This is a genomic window from Haloarcula montana (assembly GCF_035666295.1).
Classification (GTDB): Archaea; Halobacteriota; Halobacteria; order Halobacteriales; family Haloarculaceae; genus Haloarcula; species Haloarcula montana.
Window position 1 is genome coordinate 256,758 of record NZ_CP142029.1, and the last position, 19,946, is coordinate 276,703.

15 protein-coding genes are annotated in these 19,946 nt (G+C 58.2%); 11 read left to right on the top strand and 4 right to left on the bottom strand.

What is annotated here, in order from left to right; all coding sequences use genetic code 11:
- Nucleotides 1-163: 163 nt before the first annotated feature.
- The 4 genes from sufB (at nt 164) to VJ109_RS19575 (ending at nt 3,671) form a co-directional block, all read left to right on the top strand.
- The gene (gene sufB, locus VJ109_RS18775) at nt 164-1,594 is read left to right on the top strand and encodes a Fe-S cluster assembly protein SufB (protein ID WP_324760904.1); all 1,431 of its coding nucleotides are present in this window, start codon (nt 164-166) and stop codon (nt 1,592-1,594) included.
- Nucleotides 1,595-1,640: 46 nt separating this feature from the next.
- Entirely contained in the window at nt 1,641-1,979 is a 339-nt protein-coding gene (locus tag VJ109_RS18780) for a 4Fe-4S dicluster domain-containing protein (RefSeq protein ID WP_276223989.1), read from the top strand.
- 507 nt (nt 1,980-2,486) lie between these two features.
- Nucleotides 2,487-3,350 (top strand): 2-oxoacid:ferredoxin oxidoreductase subunit beta, encoded by an 864-nt coding sequence (locus tag VJ109_RS18785; RefSeq protein WP_324760905.1) that lies wholly within the window; start codon nt 2,487-2,489, stop codon nt 3,348-3,350.
- 171 nt (nt 3,351-3,521) lie between these two features.
- On the top strand, nt 3,522-3,671 hold the full coding sequence (locus VJ109_RS19575; RefSeq protein WP_434737309.1) for a DUF7563 family protein: 150 nt from the start codon (nt 3,522-3,524) through the stop codon (nt 3,669-3,671).
- Between the two features lie 107 nt (nt 3,672-3,778).
- On the opposite strand, the gene VJ109_RS18790 is transcribed toward VJ109_RS19575, so the two are convergent.
- Entirely contained in the window at nt 3,779-4,099 is a 321-nt protein-coding gene (locus tag VJ109_RS18790) for a DUF5783 family protein (RefSeq protein WP_246989810.1), read from the bottom strand.
- A 182-nt stretch (nt 4,100-4,281) separates the two neighbouring features.
- Here VJ109_RS18790 and VJ109_RS18795 point away from each other — a divergent pair, with 182 nt between their 5' ends.
- Complete coding sequence (locus VJ109_RS18795; RefSeq protein WP_324760906.1) at nt 4,282-4,644, top strand: NifU family protein; 363 nt, start codon at nt 4,282-4,284, stop codon at nt 4,642-4,644.
- A 70-nt stretch (nt 4,645-4,714) separates the two neighbouring features.
- Here VJ109_RS18795 and VJ109_RS18800 read toward each other — a convergent pair whose 3' ends face one another.
- From VJ109_RS18800 to VJ109_RS18810, 3 genes are all read right to left on the bottom strand, one after another.
- A complete protein-coding gene (locus VJ109_RS18800) occupies nt 4,715-6,841 on the bottom strand; it encodes a PAS domain-containing protein (RefSeq protein ID WP_324760907.1) in 2,127 nt (708 codons plus the stop codon).
- 470 nt (nt 6,842-7,311) lie between these two features.
- A complete protein-coding gene (locus VJ109_RS18805; RefSeq protein ID WP_324760908.1) occupies nt 7,312-8,088 on the bottom strand; it encodes a DICT sensory domain-containing protein in 777 nt (258 codons plus the stop codon).
- An 88-nt stretch (nt 8,089-8,176) separates the two neighbouring features.
- On the bottom strand, nt 8,177-9,937 hold the full coding sequence (locus tag VJ109_RS18810) for a globin-coupled sensor protein (protein ID WP_324760909.1): 1,761 nt from the start codon (nt 9,935-9,937) through the stop codon (nt 8,177-8,179).
- 212 nt (nt 9,938-10,149) lie between these two features.
- Between VJ109_RS18810 and VJ109_RS18815 the strand changes: the two genes are divergently transcribed.
- The 6 genes from VJ109_RS18815 (at nt 10,150) to VJ109_RS18840 (ending at nt 19,870) form a co-directional block, all read left to right on the top strand.
- Nucleotides 10,150-12,381, top strand: coding sequence for a HAMP domain-containing methyl-accepting chemotaxis protein (locus VJ109_RS18815; protein WP_324760910.1), 2,232 nt, complete (start codon nt 10,150-10,152; stop codon nt 12,379-12,381).
- Nucleotides 12,368-12,811 (top strand): chemotaxis protein CheW, encoded by a 444-nt coding sequence (locus VJ109_RS18820; protein WP_324760911.1) that lies wholly within the window; start codon nt 12,368-12,370, stop codon nt 12,809-12,811. The genes VJ109_RS18815 and VJ109_RS18820 overlap by 14 nt, the downstream gene beginning before the upstream one ends.
- Nucleotides 12,808-14,613 (top strand): hybrid sensor histidine kinase/response regulator, encoded by a 1,806-nt coding sequence (locus VJ109_RS18825; RefSeq protein WP_324760912.1) that lies wholly within the window; start codon nt 12,808-12,810, stop codon nt 14,611-14,613. The genes VJ109_RS18820 and VJ109_RS18825 overlap by 4 nt, the downstream gene beginning before the upstream one ends.
- A 95-nt stretch (nt 14,614-14,708) precedes the next feature.
- Complete coding sequence (locus tag VJ109_RS18830; RefSeq protein WP_324760913.1) at nt 14,709-16,226, top strand: ATPase domain-containing protein; 1,518 nt, start codon at nt 14,709-14,711, stop codon at nt 16,224-16,226.
- Nucleotides 16,223-18,445: a PAS domain S-box protein gene (locus VJ109_RS18835; RefSeq protein ID WP_324760914.1), complete on the top strand. Its 2,223-nt coding sequence runs from the start codon at nt 16,223-16,225 to the stop codon at nt 18,443-18,445. The genes VJ109_RS18830 and VJ109_RS18835 overlap by 4 nt, the downstream gene beginning before the upstream one ends.
- Nucleotides 18,446-18,448: 3 nt before the next feature.
- Nucleotides 18,449-19,870: a PAS domain S-box protein gene (locus VJ109_RS18840; protein WP_324760915.1), complete on the top strand. Its 1,422-nt coding sequence runs from the start codon at nt 18,449-18,451 to the stop codon at nt 19,868-19,870.
- The last annotated feature ends 76 nt before the right edge of the window (nt 19,871-19,946 follow it).

Here is a 19,946-nt window from a genome sequence, read left to right on the forward strand (position 1 = left end):
CCATATACCGCTTTTGAGCCTGTGCGATAGTAAGTTTTTATATCGCAAAAATCAATTACCAATTTGAGTACTCAGAATCAGAGATTAAGATATTATTCGTACAGATAGCTATCAAAGATAGTTATGAATCAAACTTATGGGCCCAGAGTCTCAACGTAAGTTCATGAGTTCAGAACAAGACCATCTTCAGGACACTGATACCGAAGCTCGCTTCGAGTTCAAGAAGGAGGAGAAGTCGGCCTTCGAGGCTGAGAAAGGGCTCACCGAGGAGACCATCCGCCTGATCTCGGAAGACAAAGACGAGCCCGAGTGGATGCTCCAGCGCCGGCTGCGAGCGCTGAAGCAGTTCCAGGAGATGCCGATGCCGACCGACTGGCCCGGTCAGCCTGACCTGAGCGAGGTCGACATCGACGAGATCGTCCCGTACATTCGCCCGGACATCGAGACGCGCGGCGGCGCCGAGAACTGGGAAGACCTCCCCGAGGAGATTCAGGATACCTTCGACAAGCTCGGCATCCCGGAAGCCGAGAAGAACGCCCTCTCCGGGGTCGGGGCACAGTACGAGTCCGAGATCGTCTACCAGAACATGCAGGAGCGCTGGGAGGACAAGGGCGTCATCTTCTGTGACATGGACAAGGCCGTCCAAGAGCATGAAGACATCGTCAAGGAGTACTTCATGACGAAGGCCGTCCCGCCCAGCGACAACAAGTTCGCGGCGCTCCACGGCGCGATCTGGTCGGGCGGCTCGTTCGTCTACGTCCCCGAGGACACGAACGTCGACATGCCCGTGCAGGCGTACTTCCGGATGAACTCCGAGGGGATGGGTCAGTTCGAGCACACCCTCATCGTCGCCGAGGAGAACTCCGAAGTTCACTATATCGAGGGCTGTTCCGCGCCGAAGTACTCGGCGTTCAATCTGCACAGCGGTGGCGTCGAGGTGTTCGTCAAGGAGAACGCTCACGTCCAGTACTCGACCGTGCAGAACTGGTCGAAGAACACCTACAACCTCAACACCAAACGCGCCATCGCCGAAAAGGACGCCACGATGGAGTGGGTGTCGGGGTCGATGGGCTCGAAAGCCACGATGTTGTACCCGTCGACCATCCTCAAGGGCCCTGGAGCGACGGACAACCACATCACCATCGCCATGGCTGGCGAAGGACAGAACATCGACACCGGCGCGAAGGTCTACCACAACGCGCCCGACACGAAGTCGACTATCGAGTCCAAGTCCATTTCGAAAGACGGCGGCCGCACCAACTACCGCGGGCTCGTCCACATCGCCGACGGCGCCGAGAACGCCTCCACCTCCGTGGAGTGTGACGCGCTGATGTTCGACAACGAGAGTACGTCGGACACGATGCCCTACATGGAGATTCAGGAGTCGAAGGTCGACGTGGCCCACGAGGCGACGGTCGGCAAGATCGGCGACGAGGACGTGTTCTACCTGCAGTCGCGTGGTCTCGACGACGACGACGCGAAGCAGATGATCGTCGCTGGCTTCATCGAGCCGCTCACGGAGGAACTGCCCATCGAGTACGCGGTCGAAATGAACCGGCTCATCGAACTCGAGATGGAGGGCTCGCTCGGGTAGTGACCAGGGCGGCTGAACGCTACACAACGTGCGAGAGGATATCTCGATGGCTATCGATCCGAATTTCGAGAACACCCACGAGGAAGTTGACCGCCACGAGGACCACCGGGTATGGACGACAGATGGCGAGGAACCAACGGAGGACAAACAGGGCATCCACGGAACCCACGTCGCCGTGGATTTCGACATCTGTATTGCGGACGGGGCCTGTCTGGAGGACTGCCCCGTTGACGTGTTCGAGTGGACTGATACCCCTGACCACCCCGAATCCGAAATCAAGGCCGATCCCACCTATGAGGACCAGTGCATCGACTGTATGCTCTGTGTCGATGTCTGCCCTGTCGACGCCATCGACGTTGACCCGGGACGTGCTGGGAGGCTCTGACCCCCGAGAGGAGGAGCGCTGACGATGATTCTGACATTACAGTGTTACCGGTGCGGGGCCGACTACGAGTACGTTGGCACCTCGCCTCACCCAGGCCAGTGCCAGGCGTGTGGCTCGCCGTGTGTTCCCCCTGCAGGGAGTCTCAGCGTCCTCAACAGCGCTCACTGGGAGAGCGCAAACGGCCTCTCGAAAGTCTGGGTGTATGCGCTCGACGAACGAGATCGCCCGTTCGAATTCGAGGTCGCCGCACAGGGCAACCGTGGAAAGTTAGTGGCACTGAGAGTCGACGGTATATCAGTTGCTCCACAAGTAGACGAGACACTCGAAACGCTTCCTCCGGCAGTGGAAACCGAACTCGCTGACGCAGGAATTGAACGAGTAGATCCCAATACACCCAAACAATCGAAGTGATGACAAGCAATCACTTGAGCGACTGGTGACCGGGAATGAGAAACAATACGCCGGCGAATCCGGCTGTCAAGATTGGGAGACAGAGAGGATAACAACATGAGCTCAGACGTCAGATTCACCGACTTCAAATCCGACAAGCAGCCAACCTGGTGTCCCGGTTGCGGTGATTTCGGGACGATGAACGGGATGATGAAAGCGCTCGCAAACACCGGCAATGACCCGGACAACACGTTCGTCGTCGCCGGTATCGGCTGTTCGGGAAAGATTGGCACCTACATGCACAGCTACGCGCTCCACGGTGTCCACGGTCGGGCGCTTCCTGTCGGCATCGGGACGAAGCTAGCAAACCCAAACCTGGAGGTCATGGTCGCCGGTGGTGACGGTGACGGGTACTCGATCGGTGCGGGCCACTTCATCCACGCCGTCCGCCGCAACGTCGACATGAGTTACGTCGTCATGGATAACCGCATCTACGGGCTGACGAAAGGCCAAGCCTCGCCGACATCGCGTGAGGACTTCGAGACGTCGACGACGCCCGATGGTCCCAAACAGCCGCCGGTCAACCCACTCGCGCTCGCGCTGGCTGCCGGCGGGACGTTCATTGCCCAGTCGTTCTCGTCGGACGCACAGCGCCACACCGAGATCGTCCAGCAGGCGGTCGAACACGACGGCTTCGGCTTCGTCAACGTCTATTCACCGTGTGTGACGTTCAACGACGTCGACACCTACGACTACTTCAGAGACTCCATCGTCGACCTACAGGAAAGTGACCACGACCCCACCGAGTACGACGATGCCAAAGATGCCATCCTCGACGCCGACAAGGAGTACCAAGGCATCATTTACCGAGACGAGAACTCCACCCCCTGGGAACAGCGCGAAGGACTCACCGAGAACATGGCCGACATCCCCGACGGCGCCCCGGACGACGCGATGGACCTTGTCCGGGAGTTCTACTGAGCGATGAAGATACTGACATGTCGGTTCACCGTTCACCCGCTGTCCCAACCGGTGTCGTGTCGAACTATCGTGGGTGCGCGGACGCTCTGATCAACATTGCGCCTATTCTGAATCGCATAGATGACGACACTCCCCGGTCCGGGATTGGAGGCCTGCCGTATCGATAACACCATGCCAGAATGCAGCACCTGCGGAGAGCACGTTTCGGATCGGTTCATACGAGTGTTTGGCGATGAGTCAGGCGTAGTGTATGCGTGTCCTGCTTGTTCAGCGAATGCTGGCATCGGAGAAGCAACACGCGAGCGGAGCGATCAGGTCTAATTCAATTCAGTAGCTCAGGGGGCGAGAGCGCAACGATATCACTACCGCTGTATTCGTGGCGACTATTTTTTGATCCACCCTCCAGATCAAGGGATCCCGCCCCGCGCTTACTCTTCAAATCCGAAGATCTGGCGCAATTCATCTTCGATCCGATCGACGAATTCAGTGAGAAGGGCATCAAAGGTCTCCTCGTCGCCGGGCAAGGTCTGTTTCCGCTCTTCAATATCGTCAGGTAAGGTGATACGGAATTGTCCATCGCCCTCGTAGACCGGTTCACTCTCGTTGAGCACCTGTCGGTCGATGGCGCGAAGAACCTCTGAGTCGGCCTGTCCGTGGAGTTGCTGGTACGCATTCGAGTATGCTGTCTCCAGTTCTTCGAAGTAATGGACGTATTTGTCTTCGAATTTCTCCGGGTCGAATTCGGTCATCACTGGATCGACGGGCGGAAGAAATAAAAGATTCAGTGCCCGGACCTGGCAGGAATTACATCGCCTCCCCCCGGCCACTCGAGAGTCGGGGCACCAATTATACCGCTGATGATGTCACTTTGGAACAAACCAAAAAATCATGTTGATTCAGAGTTATACGGCCAGAGTCGAAACAGAGGGGTATGAGTTCCGAAGCGAAAAGTGAGGAGGATCTGCGCGAGGAAATCGGGACTTTCCTACAGAAGAACTTCCCACAAATCGAAATGCATGGGGGATCGGCAGCGATCCAGAACCTTGACCGGGAAAGCGGCGAGGTGTCCATCCAACTCGGGGGTGCGTGCAGCGGGTGCGGTATCTCCCCGATGACGATCCAGGCCATCAAGAAACGGATGGTGAACGAGATTGCCGAAATAGAGACCGTTCACGCTAATACCGGCGGTGGTGGTGGGAGTGGCCACGGCGGCAAGAGCCCGTCATTCCCTGGAGAAACAACCGACAGCGGAGAAAGCGGCGGAGACGACGAACCCCCGACCGCGCCCTTCTAGAAGTTCCTTTCAGCAGTCCAGAATCCGGTATTCTTCTTCAGGGAATTCTGCACCTCGAGCAGGACGTTGGTCATTGTCGTTGTAATCGGTCGAATAGGCGCTCAAAAAGTGTTTGCTGCGCGTTTCGCAGATGATAGGAGAAGGTCGATTGGGTCAGTGAGAGCGCGTCGGCAATCTCGGTTGCCGTACTTCGTCGCGGTGATTGGAAGTACCCACCGTACATCGCAGCTCTCAGGACCTGTTGTTGCCGGTCCGTAAGTTCGGTTTCGAAGATGTCTCCCAGCATCCGACCGACTGCGTGTGCATTCGACTTCGCAGCGGGAGTGTATTCACGTTTTGAGACCAACGTCGTTTCCGGGAACGACTCCTGGACACGCGCCACGAGCGAACCAATATCGGTACCGAGTGGCACTTCGCAGACGACCTCGGCCCGGCCATCAGTTACCGTGTCCGTCGTGACGACTGCACCCTCTGTGACGAGTGTCTGTGCCAGGGATTGTCGGCGCAGTCCGATTTCGATGTCTCCACCTGGCGGGTCCTCGGTGTGACGGATCTGTCGCAACTGGGCGGCCCAGTCCGCGTTCTCCGCGATATCACTGAAAGTATCCAACGAAGCATCCCGAACGGACGCATAGTGAACAAACATTTCATCCGAGGCCGGAATCGTGTCCCTGATCTCGATAGTACAACCCAACTGTTCGGAAGCGGAGACGAAAAACGACGCCGGGTCAGTGCTCTCGAAGGTGAGTTCGGCCATTGTGTCGGCATGGAGAATGCGCTCCGTCTCGAGTGAGTGAAGAACTTGCCCGATCCTCTTACCGAGCGTTGTCAGGAGTGTCTGCTCGCGGCTCCCGAATGCCTCTCCACGGTCTGTATACAGGACGAGTAGATCGTAGACGCGACCCCTATGCTGAAGGGGAACGATAGCTCCGCCCTGGAACCCATGGTCCAGTGTGTATGCTCGCCACCGGTCAAACCGTGAGTCAGTTTGGCTCCTCGTAACGACCTGTACATCGCCTGTTTCAACAGCGACCTCTGCCGGAGCAACCTCTGTCTGTGATTGTATCGGGAGGGGCGCCGAATCGTTGGCAGCGACAACCCCCGACCCCTCCTGAAGATTCGATTCGGTTGGTGCTGTGCCCGGGGTGCGCTCACTGATCCGTGCGTACTGGTATTCCCGCGTGTCCGTCAGCAATTCACAGATGGCCTGTTTGGTCTCCTCGTCAGCGGTTGCGCTGTTGAGAATCTCGTTGACTGGCTGGAACGTCTCGATGAGCTGTTCGAGGCGTTTGGTAAGAGTGACATCTTCCAGTGCAACGATGATCTGCTCGATGGACCCGTCCTCAGTTTTGATCGGGGCGATGTTGCTCGACAGCCACCGTTCGGAGCCGTCCGGGAGCGTGATTCCGTGGGTGAACCCAGTGATAGTCTCACCGGTCTCGAAGACACGCGTGATCGGATGGTCCTCGCGTGGGATCGGATTGCCCGCCTCGTCCCAGATATCCCAGTCGGGGTGGTCGTACCCCTTTCCACCTATCTTGCGTCTATACAGGCCGAGTAACTCTTCGGCACGGGAGTTCGCGCGAGTGATATCCCCCTCTGCGTCGAGGAGTACGATTCCGACAGGGGTCGTTTCCAGAACGTGATCCAGTTCCCGTTCGGCTACCTTCGAGTCGGTGATCTCGGTGAATGCGATGATGACACCGCCGTCGCTCGGGTGGATTCTGGCTTCGACCCACTGCTCTCTTTCGGCGTTATATCGCTCGAAGGACGTCGGCGACTGCGTGTCGAGAGTCGTCTGGATTTTCTCTTCGGCGATGGTGTCTGCCGCTTCGGGAAAAACGTCCCAGACGTACTCGCCACGCAGTTCCTCGTTATCTTGACTGAGAAACTGAGCAGCCTGCTGGTTCACGTATGTGTAGGTGAGGTCGCTGTCGAGTACGGCAACACCATCGGACACGCGCTTCAGACTGTCTATCTCCCATCGATCGATGCCCTCTTTGACGAGTGAAACGAGCCCCTCGACCAGTTCTCGTTCTGTTGGGAGCCACTCCCGCTCTCCGGTGTCGGGTCGCTGATCCGTGCACACGACCGTCATCGAGACAGCCGTGCCAGTGTGTGTGCGGGCCTCCGCCGTCAGAGGATCACCGGTCCGCTGGAAGCCGTCGGTTTTGAACAAGTCATCACCGACTCGCATTCTGACCTCGACCGTTTCAGGTTTCTGGAACCACTGTGGAAGCTCGGTGACGAGCGCGCGGACACTCTCGTCAACAGAGGCGGACAAACCGACAAAGAGGTCACTCGCCCGTGTGAGCGCCCTCAGTGCGTTCGTCCGCGCTCGCAGTTCTCGCCTGGCCGACTCTCCAAGTCCGTAGGAATCGTCTGCTGTGCCGGCTCTCTCCTGTGTGGGGTCTTCGGACACGAAGGTATCACGCCACGAAACAGAACCGGCCTCGACAGATTCGGCGTGGTTCGACTTGTTCCCTTCCTCATCTCTTCTTTGCCGGTTCTGTTCTGCCATTCTCCATTATTATCCTTTACCCAGATATAAATAACATTCTACTGATCTCATATTTTTAGAACGGTCCGATAGCACCTCCAACCGAGTGTTTGTCAGTTTCTGTATTGGGATGCCCGATTTTGGTATGAACTCTCGATTTATGAGCGTCAGAGACCGGACAGCACGTCGTCGGACGGGGAGTCGTACGTCCGATTCAAATATCCGAGGATGTGATTGACGAATCCCGGGTCGTATGTCCAAAGCCCGTAAAACGCGTTCTCGTCGCGTTGGTGGGCGAGTAGAGCACTCTTCTGCGTATCATCGCCACCTCCGTCAAAGACGACGAACCACGTTTCGGCGATCTCGTCTGTCGGGATGGGATGAACGTGAGCAGAACCGAGCTCCGGTGGCATGACGTCGGGGACGCCGTAGGCGTGCACCGAGACACCCCGACGAGCGAGGTCGGAGTAGACAGGTTGCTGTTCTGCCATGACCGAGCACTGCTGGAAGCCCGCGTGAATCGAACCCTGGCCGATCCGACGGGCACGGTCTTCAATCTCCCGGGACGCGTATAGCAATTGTTCGGTGTCGTAGGATGTGAAGGTAGTCTCCTTGAGATAACGGAGGATCCCCTCGTATTCGGCGTCGGCAATGCCGAGTTCCCCATCCCCCGTGGGAACGTCTTCGAGTAACTCCCTGAGAGTTGCGGCCTTGACGACGGCGAGCACTTCGGTCGCGTTGCTCAGGACTGCGACGTCTTCGGGAGACCCCGACGCCGTTCGTTCGGCGGTGATCCGCACGTTCAGTGTCTTGAAATACGTCCTGAGGTTCTCATGTAACGCATCAGCCGGGTCGACGTTGAACAGACGGAGTTCCTTCTCGTGGCGTCTGATAAACTCGATACTATCCCGCAGGTCAGTCAATGTAGCTGCGCCTGTATCCATTCAGTATTCCTCGTTTGTGTCCACCACCAGCGTCTGCTGCTGTCTCTCGTCGCTGTCTGTGAGTTCCTGTTTCCGCCAGAACTGCACGTCACAGCAGGTTTGTCGGATCAAGGTTCCCGATAGCCACCTCTCGAAGTTGCGCGTCCGAGAGTATCTCAATCACGAAGTCCGGCATGTCGTCGGGAAGGTCTTCCGGAATCGACACCTCGTTGGGGTCAGTCGTAGTGACGGTGTCCCGACCTCCATCCGTCGCAGAGCGTTCGCCAGACAGACGCGTCACTGACTCTTCCACTTGGGAAACCATCGCAGCCTGTTCCTCGTTCGCCGCAGCTAGACTTTCGATTTCCTCTGCGACGCGGTCGGTCCTGTCGACCATGTCATCGACCATCGACGCGATCTCTTCGGCGGCAGCCGCCTGGTCGTCGGTCGCGTCTGCGACTTCGCTGATTCCGTTCGCTGTTTCGGTGACAGCCTCGACGATTTCAGTCAAGCTATCCATGGCATCCTGCACCCGTTCGATACCTTCATCAACATACTCGGTCGTCTCAGCGAGATTCGCTGTCGTCTCCTCGGTATCGGTCTGGATGCCGTTAACCATCGTCTCGATATCACTGGCGTGAGTTTGTGACTCCTCGGCGAGTGCTTTGATCTCGTCTGCGACGACGCCAAATCCTTCGCCCGCCTCGCCGGCACGAGCGGCTTCGATCGACGCGTTTAGTGCGAGCATATTGGTCTGTTCGGCGATGTCGTCGATCGCGTCGACGAACTCGTCTATCTGCTGGACGCGATCCTGTAGTGAGATGACATCGTCCGCGACGTCGTTTACCGCCTCGTCGATGTCGTCCATGACCCCAGCAGCAGTATCGGCAGCTTCCTTGCCGTCTTCCGCGAGGGTTTCCGCGCGTTCGCTCGCACTCTCGACCTGATCGGCTGTCGAAGCGACCTCCTCAACTGTCGCCGAGAGGTTCGCTACCTCGGAAGAGATTTCTTCTACCCGTTCGGACTGTTGGGTCGCCGCGTCGCTGATTGCAGTGGAACTCTCGGCGACGTCCTCGGCGCTCGTTTGGATGTCACTCACCGGCTGTTTCACTTCTTCCTCGACATCGGTCATCAGTTGCCTGTTGCGCTCGATCTCTTCTTCGAGTTGCTGGCTGTAGGAGTGGATGTAGGTGTCGGTGACGACCTGCATATCGAGATCGACTATCCGGAGGATAGCGAGAATATCCTGTACGGCGTCGTCGACCTCCTCTCGGACCGCGGTTTCGATCGCGGGACGCGAGAAACCGGAACTCGGATCCAGTTCGCCCTCTCCCTCGTCAGAAGCGGTTTCGACCCCACCGTCTGCGACAGCGTCTGTCAGGCGGTCGGTGAGTGATTCGACGAGTCGGTCGCCAACCAGCGGGAGGATGAGGTCGTAGTAGACGCCGTACTGGCCGAGGTAGTGCTTCATCGGCATATCCAGCATATCGTGAAGTTTGCCGATACAGGCCCGGTCTCGGAAGTATTCCGTGCCGTACTCTCCCTCTGTAAGCGTCACAAGATACGCCGACTGCGTGCGCTTGAGTTGCTCGACGTTCTTGGGTGACCGCTCGATGACCTCGACTGTCTCTTCGTGGTCGGTCAGGTTGTCGTAGAAGTCCTCGGCCACCTGGTCAGCGTTGTCCGCGAAGTCATCTCGATACGTTCGAAGGCGGCGGACATCGTCGTCGGTGAAGCCGATGAAATCCTTCCGCCACTGGATTTCGGCTCTATCCAAGCCAATTTCGTCGACTAGCGAGTCTGCATCCAACTGCTCGTTGAGACCGCCGCGTCCAAAATCCGCTCGGCCATACTCCGGTGAACCGGACATGGATGAGCGTTGACTGAAGGTGGTCATAAGTTCCTCCTCTAGGTAACGGGATACTCTCAAGAGCGCGGTTCGGAAGGTATTGGCTGATTCGATCCCTGGAATCGCTTCGAACGGAGAAGTTGGCGAGCGAGATAGTTGTCGGTTCTCAGCCGTGATACTCATCCTGTTATCTAGAGCCCCCAACTATCGGGTTGGTCGTGGGAGGATATCGCATGCTAGAGAAGGTGAAAATCGACCGGTTCGACTTGCGACCGAAACTCATTCTGGCGTTCGTGCTCGTGGCGTTGCTAGTCGGTGTGACTGGATTGGTCGGGTACCAGGCCGTGGGGGCCGTCGATGCCGAGGCCCACGTCATCTCTGAGGACGCCGACAAGATCGACGCGTCCATGGAGATGTTGGTCGCTGTCGAAGAACAACAGGTGGCAGTCCAGGCAGCCATGATCGGCGAGGACGGTGCCAGAGCCGACTTTGAGGAGGCCAATTCCCACTTCGAAGAGTGGGCACAGCAGCTGGATGGAAGCGACCTGAGCGAGGAAGAACAACAGGCCTTCGTCGATTTGCAGTCCAGACACCAGGAGTACACGGCCGTCGCCCAGGAGGTGTTCGATGCGGCCGAGGCCGGTGAGACGGAGCGTGCCAGACAGCAAATGGCAGAACTGGACCCGATACTGACAGACATGCGCGAGGACTCACACACGCTCGAAGAGCTCGCTGTCGAAGACAAAGAAGCAGCAGTCGCGTCGGCAGACAGCACCACAGCCACAGTACAGTTAGTGCTTCTCGGACTGACTGTCGGGGCGTTCGTCGCGGCCATCGTCATCGGCCTCTTCGTCGCCAAACGCATCACCAGCCCCATCAAACAGCTCTCGGAGGCCTCACAGGCCATGAGTGAGGGCGACCTCACCGCCGAAGTTGACGACCACTTCGAAGACGACGAACTCGGCCGCATGAGCGATGCATTCCAGCAAATGCAGTCCAATCTTCGCAGTGTCTTCGACGAAGTCAACACCTTCAGCACTAACCTCACAACCGGTGACGACGCCCTCGAGACCCGGGACCGCCGGACCGACTTCCCCGGCACCTACGGCGACATCATGACCAACCTTGACGACGGTGCTACCGAAATGGTCGGGAGTTTCGAAGAGATCCGTACCGCCGGCCAGAACCTGAAAAACGGTAATCTCGACCAAGACATCGACACCGACCGCGCCGGCAACTACGGGGAGATACTCATCGCCTTCGACGACGGTATGGAGGCGCTCTCGGGGAGCTTCGAGGAAATCGCCACCACGAGTCAGGGGTTGAGAAACGGACGGCTCGCCCAAGATATCGACACGGACTACCCGGGAGCGTTTGGAACTGCACTGGGTGACCTTGAGGACGGAATCGGACAACTGAACAGAAGCGTCGAACGTGTTCAGGCCATCGCAGACGACGTCGCGACTTCGAGTGAGGAAGTAGCGGGTAGTTCAGAGGAGATCGAACAGGCCAGTGAACAGGTCGCGGAGTCCGTCGAAGAGATCTCACGCGGTGCGGACACGCAAAATGAGAACCTCCAAGAGGTGGCCGGCGAGATGAACGATATGTCGGCGACCGTTGAGGAAATCGCCTCCTCAGCCGAAGAAGTGACTTCGACTGCCAGTACGGCCGTCGAGCGTGGCGAGACGGGCCGGCAGTACGCCTCGGAGGCGACCGAGGAGATCCAGTCCATCGAAACTCGGGCCGACGAGGCAGCCACGCAGGTCCAAACGCTCGACGAGAAGATGGACCAGATCGGCGAAGTGGTCGAGATGATCACTGAGATCGCCGAACAGACCAACATGCTCGCGTTGAACGCCTCGATCGAAGCCGCTCGTGCCGGCGAGGCGGGTGAAGGATTCGGTGTCGTGGCAAATGAAATCAAATCCCTGGCAGAGGAGGCTGCCGAAGCCACTTCCGACATCGAACAGCGCATCGAAGAAGTCCAGGCGACGACGGAGGATACCGTCGAGGGGATGCAGCAGATGAGCGACCAGGTGCAACGCGGGTCGGACACGATTGAGGACGCCATCGAGATGTTCGACGAGATCGCCAACGCCGTGCAAGAGGCCGAAAGCGGCATCCGGGAAATCAGCGACGCCACCGACGACCAGGCGGCTTCGTCGGAGGAAGTGGTTTCGATGGTCGACGAAGTCTCTAGCGTCAGTCAGCAGACCGCAGCCGAGGCGAGCAACGTCTCTGCCGCGACGGAAGAACAGACCGCTTCCCTGTCCGAAGCCTCCGAGAACATCCAGCAACTGTCCGGTCTCGCCGAAGACCTGCACGACCAGGTGTCGGATTTTGACACCGGATCAGGCGCCGGTCCCGGTATCGAGGCGTCACCGGGATCGCCGGCTGCGGCCGACGGCGGGCACCACACATCTGATACAGAGGGTCGGACGCCAGATCACGATGGAGAGATGTGAACTCATGGGCTCATACCAGGTCCTTGAGTTCACGCTCGGGGAGGAACAGTACTGCATCAACATCGAATACGTCACCGAGGTCGTGAGCCGCTCGAAAAAAGACGTGACTTCGATCCCGGATTCGCCCCCGCACGTCGAAGGGGCGATCGATCTCCGAGGCGAGACGACGAGAGTCATCGATCCGAGTGCCAGACTCTTGCAAGACGGACACAAAGACAACGGGATCAGCCAGGACAGGATGATCGTCTTCGATACCGAAATGACGACGGGCGGGCGTTCCGGCTGGGCGGTAACGGACGTGCGCCGGATCCTGACGATCGACCCCGACTCTGTCGAAGCAGTCGGTGAGGAGATGATCAACGGCCTCGTCGCCCGGGAGGATAGACACATCGTCTGGATCGATCCGGAAACCATCTCGGCTGAAACATGAGCAAGGCAAGGGCCCTGACTGAGATGGTAGAGATGATCGAGGTGCTTCACGTCGACGACGAACCTGATTTCGCTGGTCTCACCGCGACGTTTCTCGAGCGAGAAGACGACCAGTTCACTGTCGAGACAGTGACTACCGTGGATAAGGCGTTAGAGCGAATAGACGACCGCCGGCCCGATTGTATCGTTTCGGATTATAATGTGCCCGGCATGAACGGACTCGAGTTCTTACAGGCTGTCCGAGAGCGGTATCCAGACCTGCCGTTCATCCTGTTTACCAGCAAGGGCAGCGAGGCCATCGCCAGCGACGCTATCTCTGCCGGCGTCACCGACTATCTCCAGAAGGGCTCCAGCACCGAGCGGTACGAACTCTTAGCCAACCGGATCCGCAATGGCGTCCGGGCACAACGTGAGACACAGCGGGTCGACAGACAGCGAAAACTGGCGCGGCTGACGGAGTTCGCCGGCGACACCGATGGGTGGGAACTGGACAGAGAGAGTGGGACTGTACTGCTGACAGCTGGCTCCCGGCGAATCATCGGTCGTCCTGACCAGGCCGAGATCACTCTGGAGGAGGCGATAGCACTGTTCCACCCAGAAGATCGCGAAGACATTCAGCAAACGCTGAAAAGGGCCTTCGAGACAGGCGAGGAACTACACAACAGGTGGCGACTTCAGCCAGGGGACGGCGACGAGCGTCTCATCGACATGACGATCACGCCGGTCGTAGAATCCGGTGGCAAGGTAACGAAACTCCGTGGGTCTGGTCACGATATCACCGACCGCAAGGAGCGTCGGCAGGAACTCGAAAAGCACGAGACGATCATCGAGGCGTTGACCGACGCCGTGTACGTGCTCGACGAGGAGGGGCGATTCACATATGTCAGCGACGAACTCATCGAGTTGGTCGGCTACGACCGGGAAACCATTCTCGGAAGCACGCCGTCACTCATCAAGGACGAGGATGCCGTCGAACGGGCGGAACACCACTTGGGTTGGTTGCTGTCGAGTGACGGCCCAGAGACGGTAAAATTCGAAGTGACAATCCATCCCTGTGACGGCGACCCGATCGTCTGTGAGGATCACATGGGTGTCCTTCCTTACGAAGGTAACGAGTTCGACGGGTCAGTCGGGACACTCCGAGATATCTCAGAGCGCAAAGAGCGTGCACAGAAACTCGAACGGCAAAACGCCCGTCTCCAAGAGTTCGTAAGCGTCGTCAGTCACGATCTGCGAAACCCGCTGAACGTCGCCCTGGGGCACACGGAATTGGCCCAGCGAGAGTGTGACAGCGAGCACCTCGATACCGTCGGTGACTCGGTCGACCGGTGTGAGGTACTCGTGGAAGATCTGTTGGCACTGGCTCGGAGTGGGAAGGCAATCGGAACTACGGAACCGGTCACCCTGTCGGAACTGGCCGAGGAGTGTTGGCAGACGACGCCGAGTGCGGACGCAAGGCTCGCTGTCGAAACAGACCAGACGATATCGACTGACCGGAGCCGACTTCAGCAGTTGTTCGAGAATCTCTTCAGGAACGCCGTCAACCACGGAGGCGGTGAGGTAACGGTGACCGTCGGGGAGATAGCTGACGGGTTCTACGTCGCGGACGATGGAGCGGGGATCCCCGACGGAGAACGCGAAGATATTTTCGAGGCCGGCTATTCGACCGCTGATGATGGCACTGGATTCGGTCTCGCGATCGTCAAAGAAATTGTGGAGGCACACGGCTGGGAAATCCGCGCGACTGACAGCGAGACGGGCGGCGCACGCTTCGAGATCACTGGCGTCGAAACGACGGAGTGAGCCGCGTCATCGCTCAGATTCCCCGCTCCACCGAATCGCGTTATCTAGACCGCCGGCTTATGTCCTTCAAGCCCATTGTGATCATATGAGAGACGATGTCTGACGGCTCCCGTGACACGCCGACCGAGGAAATCGATCTGGTGGCGTCGGGTATCCCCGAATTGGACGAATTACTCAACGGAGGGTACATCCGAGGCCGTACATACCTCGTCCAGGGAACCTCGGGAACGGGGAAGTCGCTGCTCGGCCAACACTTCTTGCGAGCGGGACTCGATGCTGACGAGACAGTCGTGTATATCCACGGCGAAGAGTCCAGACGCGACATCCTCGTCAACGCGGCCCGGCTAGATGTCGACATTCGAGATGCCGAATTTCTCGACATCGGGCCCGGGACAGACTTTTTCGCCGAGGACCAGTCGTACAACCTGGTTGAGGCGACCGAAATCGAATCCGAGCGGTTCACACAAGATATCAAACAGGTAATCGAGGACGTCGACCCGGCCCGGATTCTCATCGATCCGATCACACAGCTGCAGTACGTGGAACGAGACGAATACCAGTACCGCAAGCGGTTGCAATCGCTCATCCGGTTTCTTCGGGACCGGCAGGTGACGACGGTCGCAACGCGAACACTCAACGGGCAAAGTACTCTCGAAACCACGCACGACGATTTCGAGTCGCTCAGTGACGGGGTCATCAACCTGTACCTCGACGAACACGAACGCCGGATCGCGGTCCCGAAACACCGCGGTCTCGGACAGGTCGACGGCACCCACGGACTCGAAATCCGCGAGCACGGGATCGAAGTCTACCCACAAACCATCCCGAAACACGACAACCGGACGTTCGACCCGGAACTCATCACAACAGGTCACGAAGCTCTCGACGGACTCCTCGGTGGCGGAATCGAACGCGGGACCGTCTCGTTCATCAGCGGTCCGACCGGGATCGGAAAATCGACCACCGGTGCACAGATACTCTCGGGCATCGTTGAAAACGGTGGGACAGCACTCGGATACCTGTTCGAGGAGTCTATCGACCAGTTCGTCCATCGCTCGGAAACCCTCGGACTCCCTATCTCGGAGATGCGGGCGCAAGGATCGATGCAGTTGACAGAGACCGAACCGCTTGTGCGTTCCGCTGAGGAGTTCGATCAGCACGTCCTTGTCCAAGTCGACGAACACGCGCCGGACGCGGTGTTTATCGACGGGCTCTCGGGCTACAAGATCTCCCTCCAAGGTGACGATCAGCGGCTCGTTCGCCGACTTCACGGCCTCACTCGAGTACTCAAGAACCGCGGGATTGCAGTTATCATTACAGACGAAGCAGATCGCCTCACCGGCATCCCGGAGGCTACCAGTACGAACACCAGCTACATCGCAGACAACATCGTGTTTCTCTCCTACGTAGAAGTCGACGGCGAGCTAGACCGAGCGATCGGCGTCATAAAAAAGCGACTCGGGGATTTCGACAGTCGATTCCACCGATTTTCAATCGTGTCTGGCGAGGGACTGGTCATCGAGGGATCGTTCGATAACGTTCGGGGCATCATGCAGGGTAGTTCAACACATCCCGTTCCAGACGAGACCCACCAGACAACGGACCAATCATGACTGGGCGGTCGAGTCGCGAAACGAGTGGGAAACACACCATCCAACTCCTGATACACGGCGATAACGACCGGCAAGCCCTCGAAGAATTTCTCGATGAGCGGTACGACGTCATCGCCGATGACACCCTCCAGCCCGCCGATTGTTATCTCGCTGGTGAACAGATGGTGCCGACGTACCGCGACGCCTTACGAGAGCACAAAAAAGAGACCCATCCGACCTTCACTCCCGTATTGTTGATTCAGCAGGACGGGTCGAGAGGAACTGTCCCGCTGCCGTCCGAGCAGAACGGCGACGGGCCACCGCTCATTGACGAAGTGGTGTCAGCACCGGTCGACCGGACGACCCTGTTTCGTCGGGTAGGGAATTTGTTGGCCCGGCGCGAGCAGTCGGTGGAGTTGTCAGAGCGCTACGCGGACGTACAGAGTCGATTTCAGCGGCTGTTCGAGTCGACGAACGACGCGATCTTCGTTGTTGCTCCCGCTGGCGACGAGATCACCGAGTGTAATCCCGCAGCGTGTGACCTCGTGGGATACTCGTGTGACGAATTGCTCACTGTCTCGCCGATGGAGATAATCCACGCCGATGATCGAGAGCGGTTTCGGTCCTTTCTCCAGCAGGTACAGGAGGCGGGGCAGGGATCGACCGACGACCTCACGTGTCGGACGAAGGAGGGAGAAACGCGACAGTTGGAGGTGTCGGCTGCGACGCTCGAGGATTCCGACCAGTCATCGGTAATCCTCTCCGCACGCGACGTGACAGACCGGAAAGCGTACGCACGAGAACTCGAATTGAAGTCCCAGGCGATGGACGAGGCGCCCGTCGGGATCACCATCACCGATCCCGACCGAGAGGACAACCCGATGATCTACGTAAACGAGGGATTCGAAGCGTTGACTGGGTATTCCGAGTCTGAAGCGTTGGGGCGCAACTGTCGGTTTCTCCAGGGTGAGGCGACCCGAGACGAACCAGTCGCCGAAATGCGCACGGCAATCGAGAAAGACGAGCCGGTGTCCGTGGAACTCCGGAACTACCGAAAGGACGGCAGTCAGTTCTGGAGCCGCGTCAGTATCGCGCCGGTGAGAGACGACGCCGGAACCGTCGAGAATTACGTCGGGTTCCAGGAGAACGTTTCCGAGCGCAAAGAGCGCGAGATGGACTTACAGCTGTTCAAAAAAGCCGTCGAGAACGCAGGACATGCTGTCTTCATCACTGACAGCGAAGGAACTATCGAGTACGTGAATCCGAAATTCGAATCCCGATCCGGCTATACTCGTGAGGAAGCCGTCGGTCGAACCCCCCGCATCATCAAGTCGGGTAAACAGGACGAGGAGTTCTACGATCGAATGTGGCAGACGATCCTTTCGGGAGAGCAGTGGAATGCAAACCTCATAAATCAGCGCAAAAGCGGGGAGCTGTACCACGTCGCCCAGACGATCTCGCCCATGGCGAACGACGACGGGGAGATCACGCACTTCGTCACGATCGAATCCGACGTGACGAACCGTCGACTGCGCAAACAGCAACTCGACGTTCTCAATCGCGTCTTGCGCCACAATCTCAAGAACGGAATGAACGTGATTCAGGGCCGAGCCCAACTACTCCGCGAATCGCTGGGCGATGATGAATCGCAGGCGCACGTGCGGACGATCGAACGACGAGCGGATGCCCTGGAGTCGCTGAGTGACAAAGCCGGAACTGTGCGCTCATTGTTCGAAAACGAATTCGCAGCTGAGACTGCTACCGATGTGACGGCGTTAGTTAGCGACATCGTCAGCACCTTTTCTGAAGAGTATTCGACCGCTTCATTCGATCTCGATAATTCTGACCCACTCTACGTTCGAGCAGATAGCCGGTTGGAGCTGGCAGTGAAGGAACTACTGGACAACGCAGTCGTCCACAACGACCAACCCGAACCCGAGGTGACGGTCACCACCAGACCATCCAAGGAAAAGCAGTCTGCGGAGTGGATCGACATCGAAATTGCGGATAACGGGCCGGGGATTCCAGCCAAAGAGCTGGAAACGATCGAACAGGGCGAGGAAACGCCGCTCCGGCATGGCACCGGACTCGGGCTCTGGATAGTCTACTGGACTGTCTCGCTGTACGGTGGCGAAGTCACCTTCGTGGACAACTCACCCCGTGGGACAGCAGTCGTATTGAGCCTCCCCCGGGTGTCCACCGACTCGTCCGTTCGAGCAACGCCCGCCGAAAACCACTGACCAATGGAAGACACTGAGACTTCGGACACACGGAGTGAGAATCAGACGGATCGGTATCGGAGACTCGTCGAAGAGTTGCAGGACATCGCCACGATTGTCGACGCAGACGGAACGATGACGTACGTGAGTCCCGCCGTCAGTCGAGTGCTCGGCTACGATCCCGAGGAATTAGTCGGAAACACCGGATACGAATACGTCCATCCCGACGACCGAGAGAAAAACGCCGAGGCGGTCGAAGCCGTTCTGGAGGCGCCGGACGACCCCCAGACCGTTGAAGTCCGGTTCAAACATGCCGAGGGGTCGTGGTGCTGGATCGAGGCCACGCTGCGAAATCGACTCGAAGACGATATCATTGGTGGTATCCTACTCAACAGCCGGGAGATTACTGAGCGGAAAGAACAGGAACGCGAACTCCGCGAACTGGCTGGAGAGTACGAGGCTCTCCTCAACAATGCAGAGGACGCGATTTTCTTCGTCGATGTCGACGCTTCAGACGACGACGTTACGTTCGAATTCGACCGACTCAGCCCGGCATACGAGCGACAGACCGGCCTTACGACCGAAGAGGTCCGGGGAGAAACGCCTCGTGATGTATTCGGTGAGCAAGAGGGAGCGGAACTCGAAGCGAACTATCACCGGTGTGTCAAAGCTCGTGAGCCGATCTCGTATCAGGAAGAGTTAGAAATCGATGAGGAGGCACGCATCTGGCAGACGAATCTAGCGCCGGTATGCACTGACGGCGACGTAACCCGTCTTGTGGGAATTACCCGAAACGTCACCGACCGCGTCGAACGGGAACGACAGCTTCGCCGGCAAAAGGAGCGTCTCGACGAGTTTGCGAGCGTCATCTCCCACGACCTGCGCAATCCGCTCAACGTCGCACAGGGCCGCGCAACGATCCTTGATGAACGAACGGAGAGCAAACACCTCGATCCACTCCTACGATCGCTCGACCGGATGGAGGCGATCATCACGGACACGTTGACGCTCGCTCGGCAGGGCGAGACGATAGATGAAACGGAGTCAGTCAGTTTGACCGATCTCGTCGGGAAGTGTTGGGGAACGGTAGACACAGAAGCGGCGAGCCTGGAGATAGCTGATGAGATGACGTTCCAGGGCGATCGCGACCGGTTGCGGCACGTGTTCGAAAATCTGTTCCGAAACGCTATCGAACACGGTGGCACGGACGTGACCGTTCGCGTCGGACGTGTCGATGAAGACGCCATCTACGTCGAAGACGATGGGTCTGGGATTCCCGCGGATCGGCGCGACGAGATTTTCGAACCGGGCCACTCTTCGACGAGTGGCGGCACCGGATTCGGACTAACCATCGTGAAGCGGATCGTAGAGGCTCACGGGTGGACGGTGTCTGTGACAGACGGGTCTGAGGGCGGGGCGCGGTTCGAGCTCGTGATGTCTCAATAGGAGGGATGGCCAGTACTCAGACACGCTGTGTCGTCTATGCATTGAGACAACCGGTCTCAACTTCTGCGTGAGCGGA

Coding starts and splice junctions, on each gene's coding strand:
- VJ109_RS18840 (WP_324760915.1), top strand. CDS start 18,449: ATGGAAGACACTGAGACTTCGGACACACGGAGTGAGAATCAGACGGAT.
- VJ109_RS18835 (WP_324760914.1), top strand. CDS start 16,223: ATGACTGGGCGGTCGAGTCGCGAAACGAGTGGGAAACACACCATCCAA.
- VJ109_RS18830 (WP_324760913.1), top strand. CDS start 14,709: ATGTCTGACGGCTCCCGTGACACGCCGACCGAGGAAATCGATCTGGTG.
- VJ109_RS18805 (WP_324760908.1), bottom strand. CDS start 8,088: ATGGATACAGGCGCAGCTACATTGACTGACCTGCGGGATAGTATCGAG.
- VJ109_RS18820 (WP_324760911.1), top strand. CDS start 12,368: ATGGAGAGATGTGAACTCATGGGCTCATACCAGGTCCTTGAGTTCACG.
- VJ109_RS18800 (WP_324760907.1), bottom strand. CDS start 6,841: ATGCGAGTCGGTGATGACTTGTTCAAAACCGACGGCTTCCAGCGGACC.
- VJ109_RS18780 (WP_276223989.1), top strand. CDS start 1,641: ATGGCTATCGATCCGAATTTCGAGAACACCCACGAGGAAGTTGACCGC.
- VJ109_RS18795 (WP_324760906.1), top strand. CDS start 4,282: ATGAGTTCCGAAGCGAAAAGTGAGGAGGATCTGCGCGAGGAAATCGGG.
- VJ109_RS18810 (WP_324760909.1), bottom strand. CDS start 9,937: ATGTCCGGTTCACCGGAGTATGGCCGAGCGGATTTTGGACGCGGCGGT.
- VJ109_RS19575 (WP_434737309.1), top strand. CDS start 3,522: ATGCCAGAATGCAGCACCTGCGGAGAGCACGTTTCGGATCGGTTCATA.
- VJ109_RS18785 (WP_324760905.1), top strand. CDS start 2,487: ATGAGCTCAGACGTCAGATTCACCGACTTCAAATCCGACAAGCAGCCA.
- VJ109_RS18825 (WP_324760912.1), top strand. CDS start 12,808: ATGAGCAAGGCAAGGGCCCTGACTGAGATGGTAGAGATGATCGAGGTG.
- VJ109_RS18790 (WP_246989810.1), bottom strand. CDS start 4,099: ATGACCGAATTCGACCCGGAGAAATTCGAAGACAAATACGTCCATTAC.
- VJ109_RS18815 (WP_324760910.1), top strand. CDS start 10,150: ATGCTAGAGAAGGTGAAAATCGACCGGTTCGACTTGCGACCGAAACTC.
- sufB (WP_324760904.1), top strand. CDS start 164: ATGAGTTCAGAACAAGACCATCTTCAGGACACTGATACCGAAGCTCGC.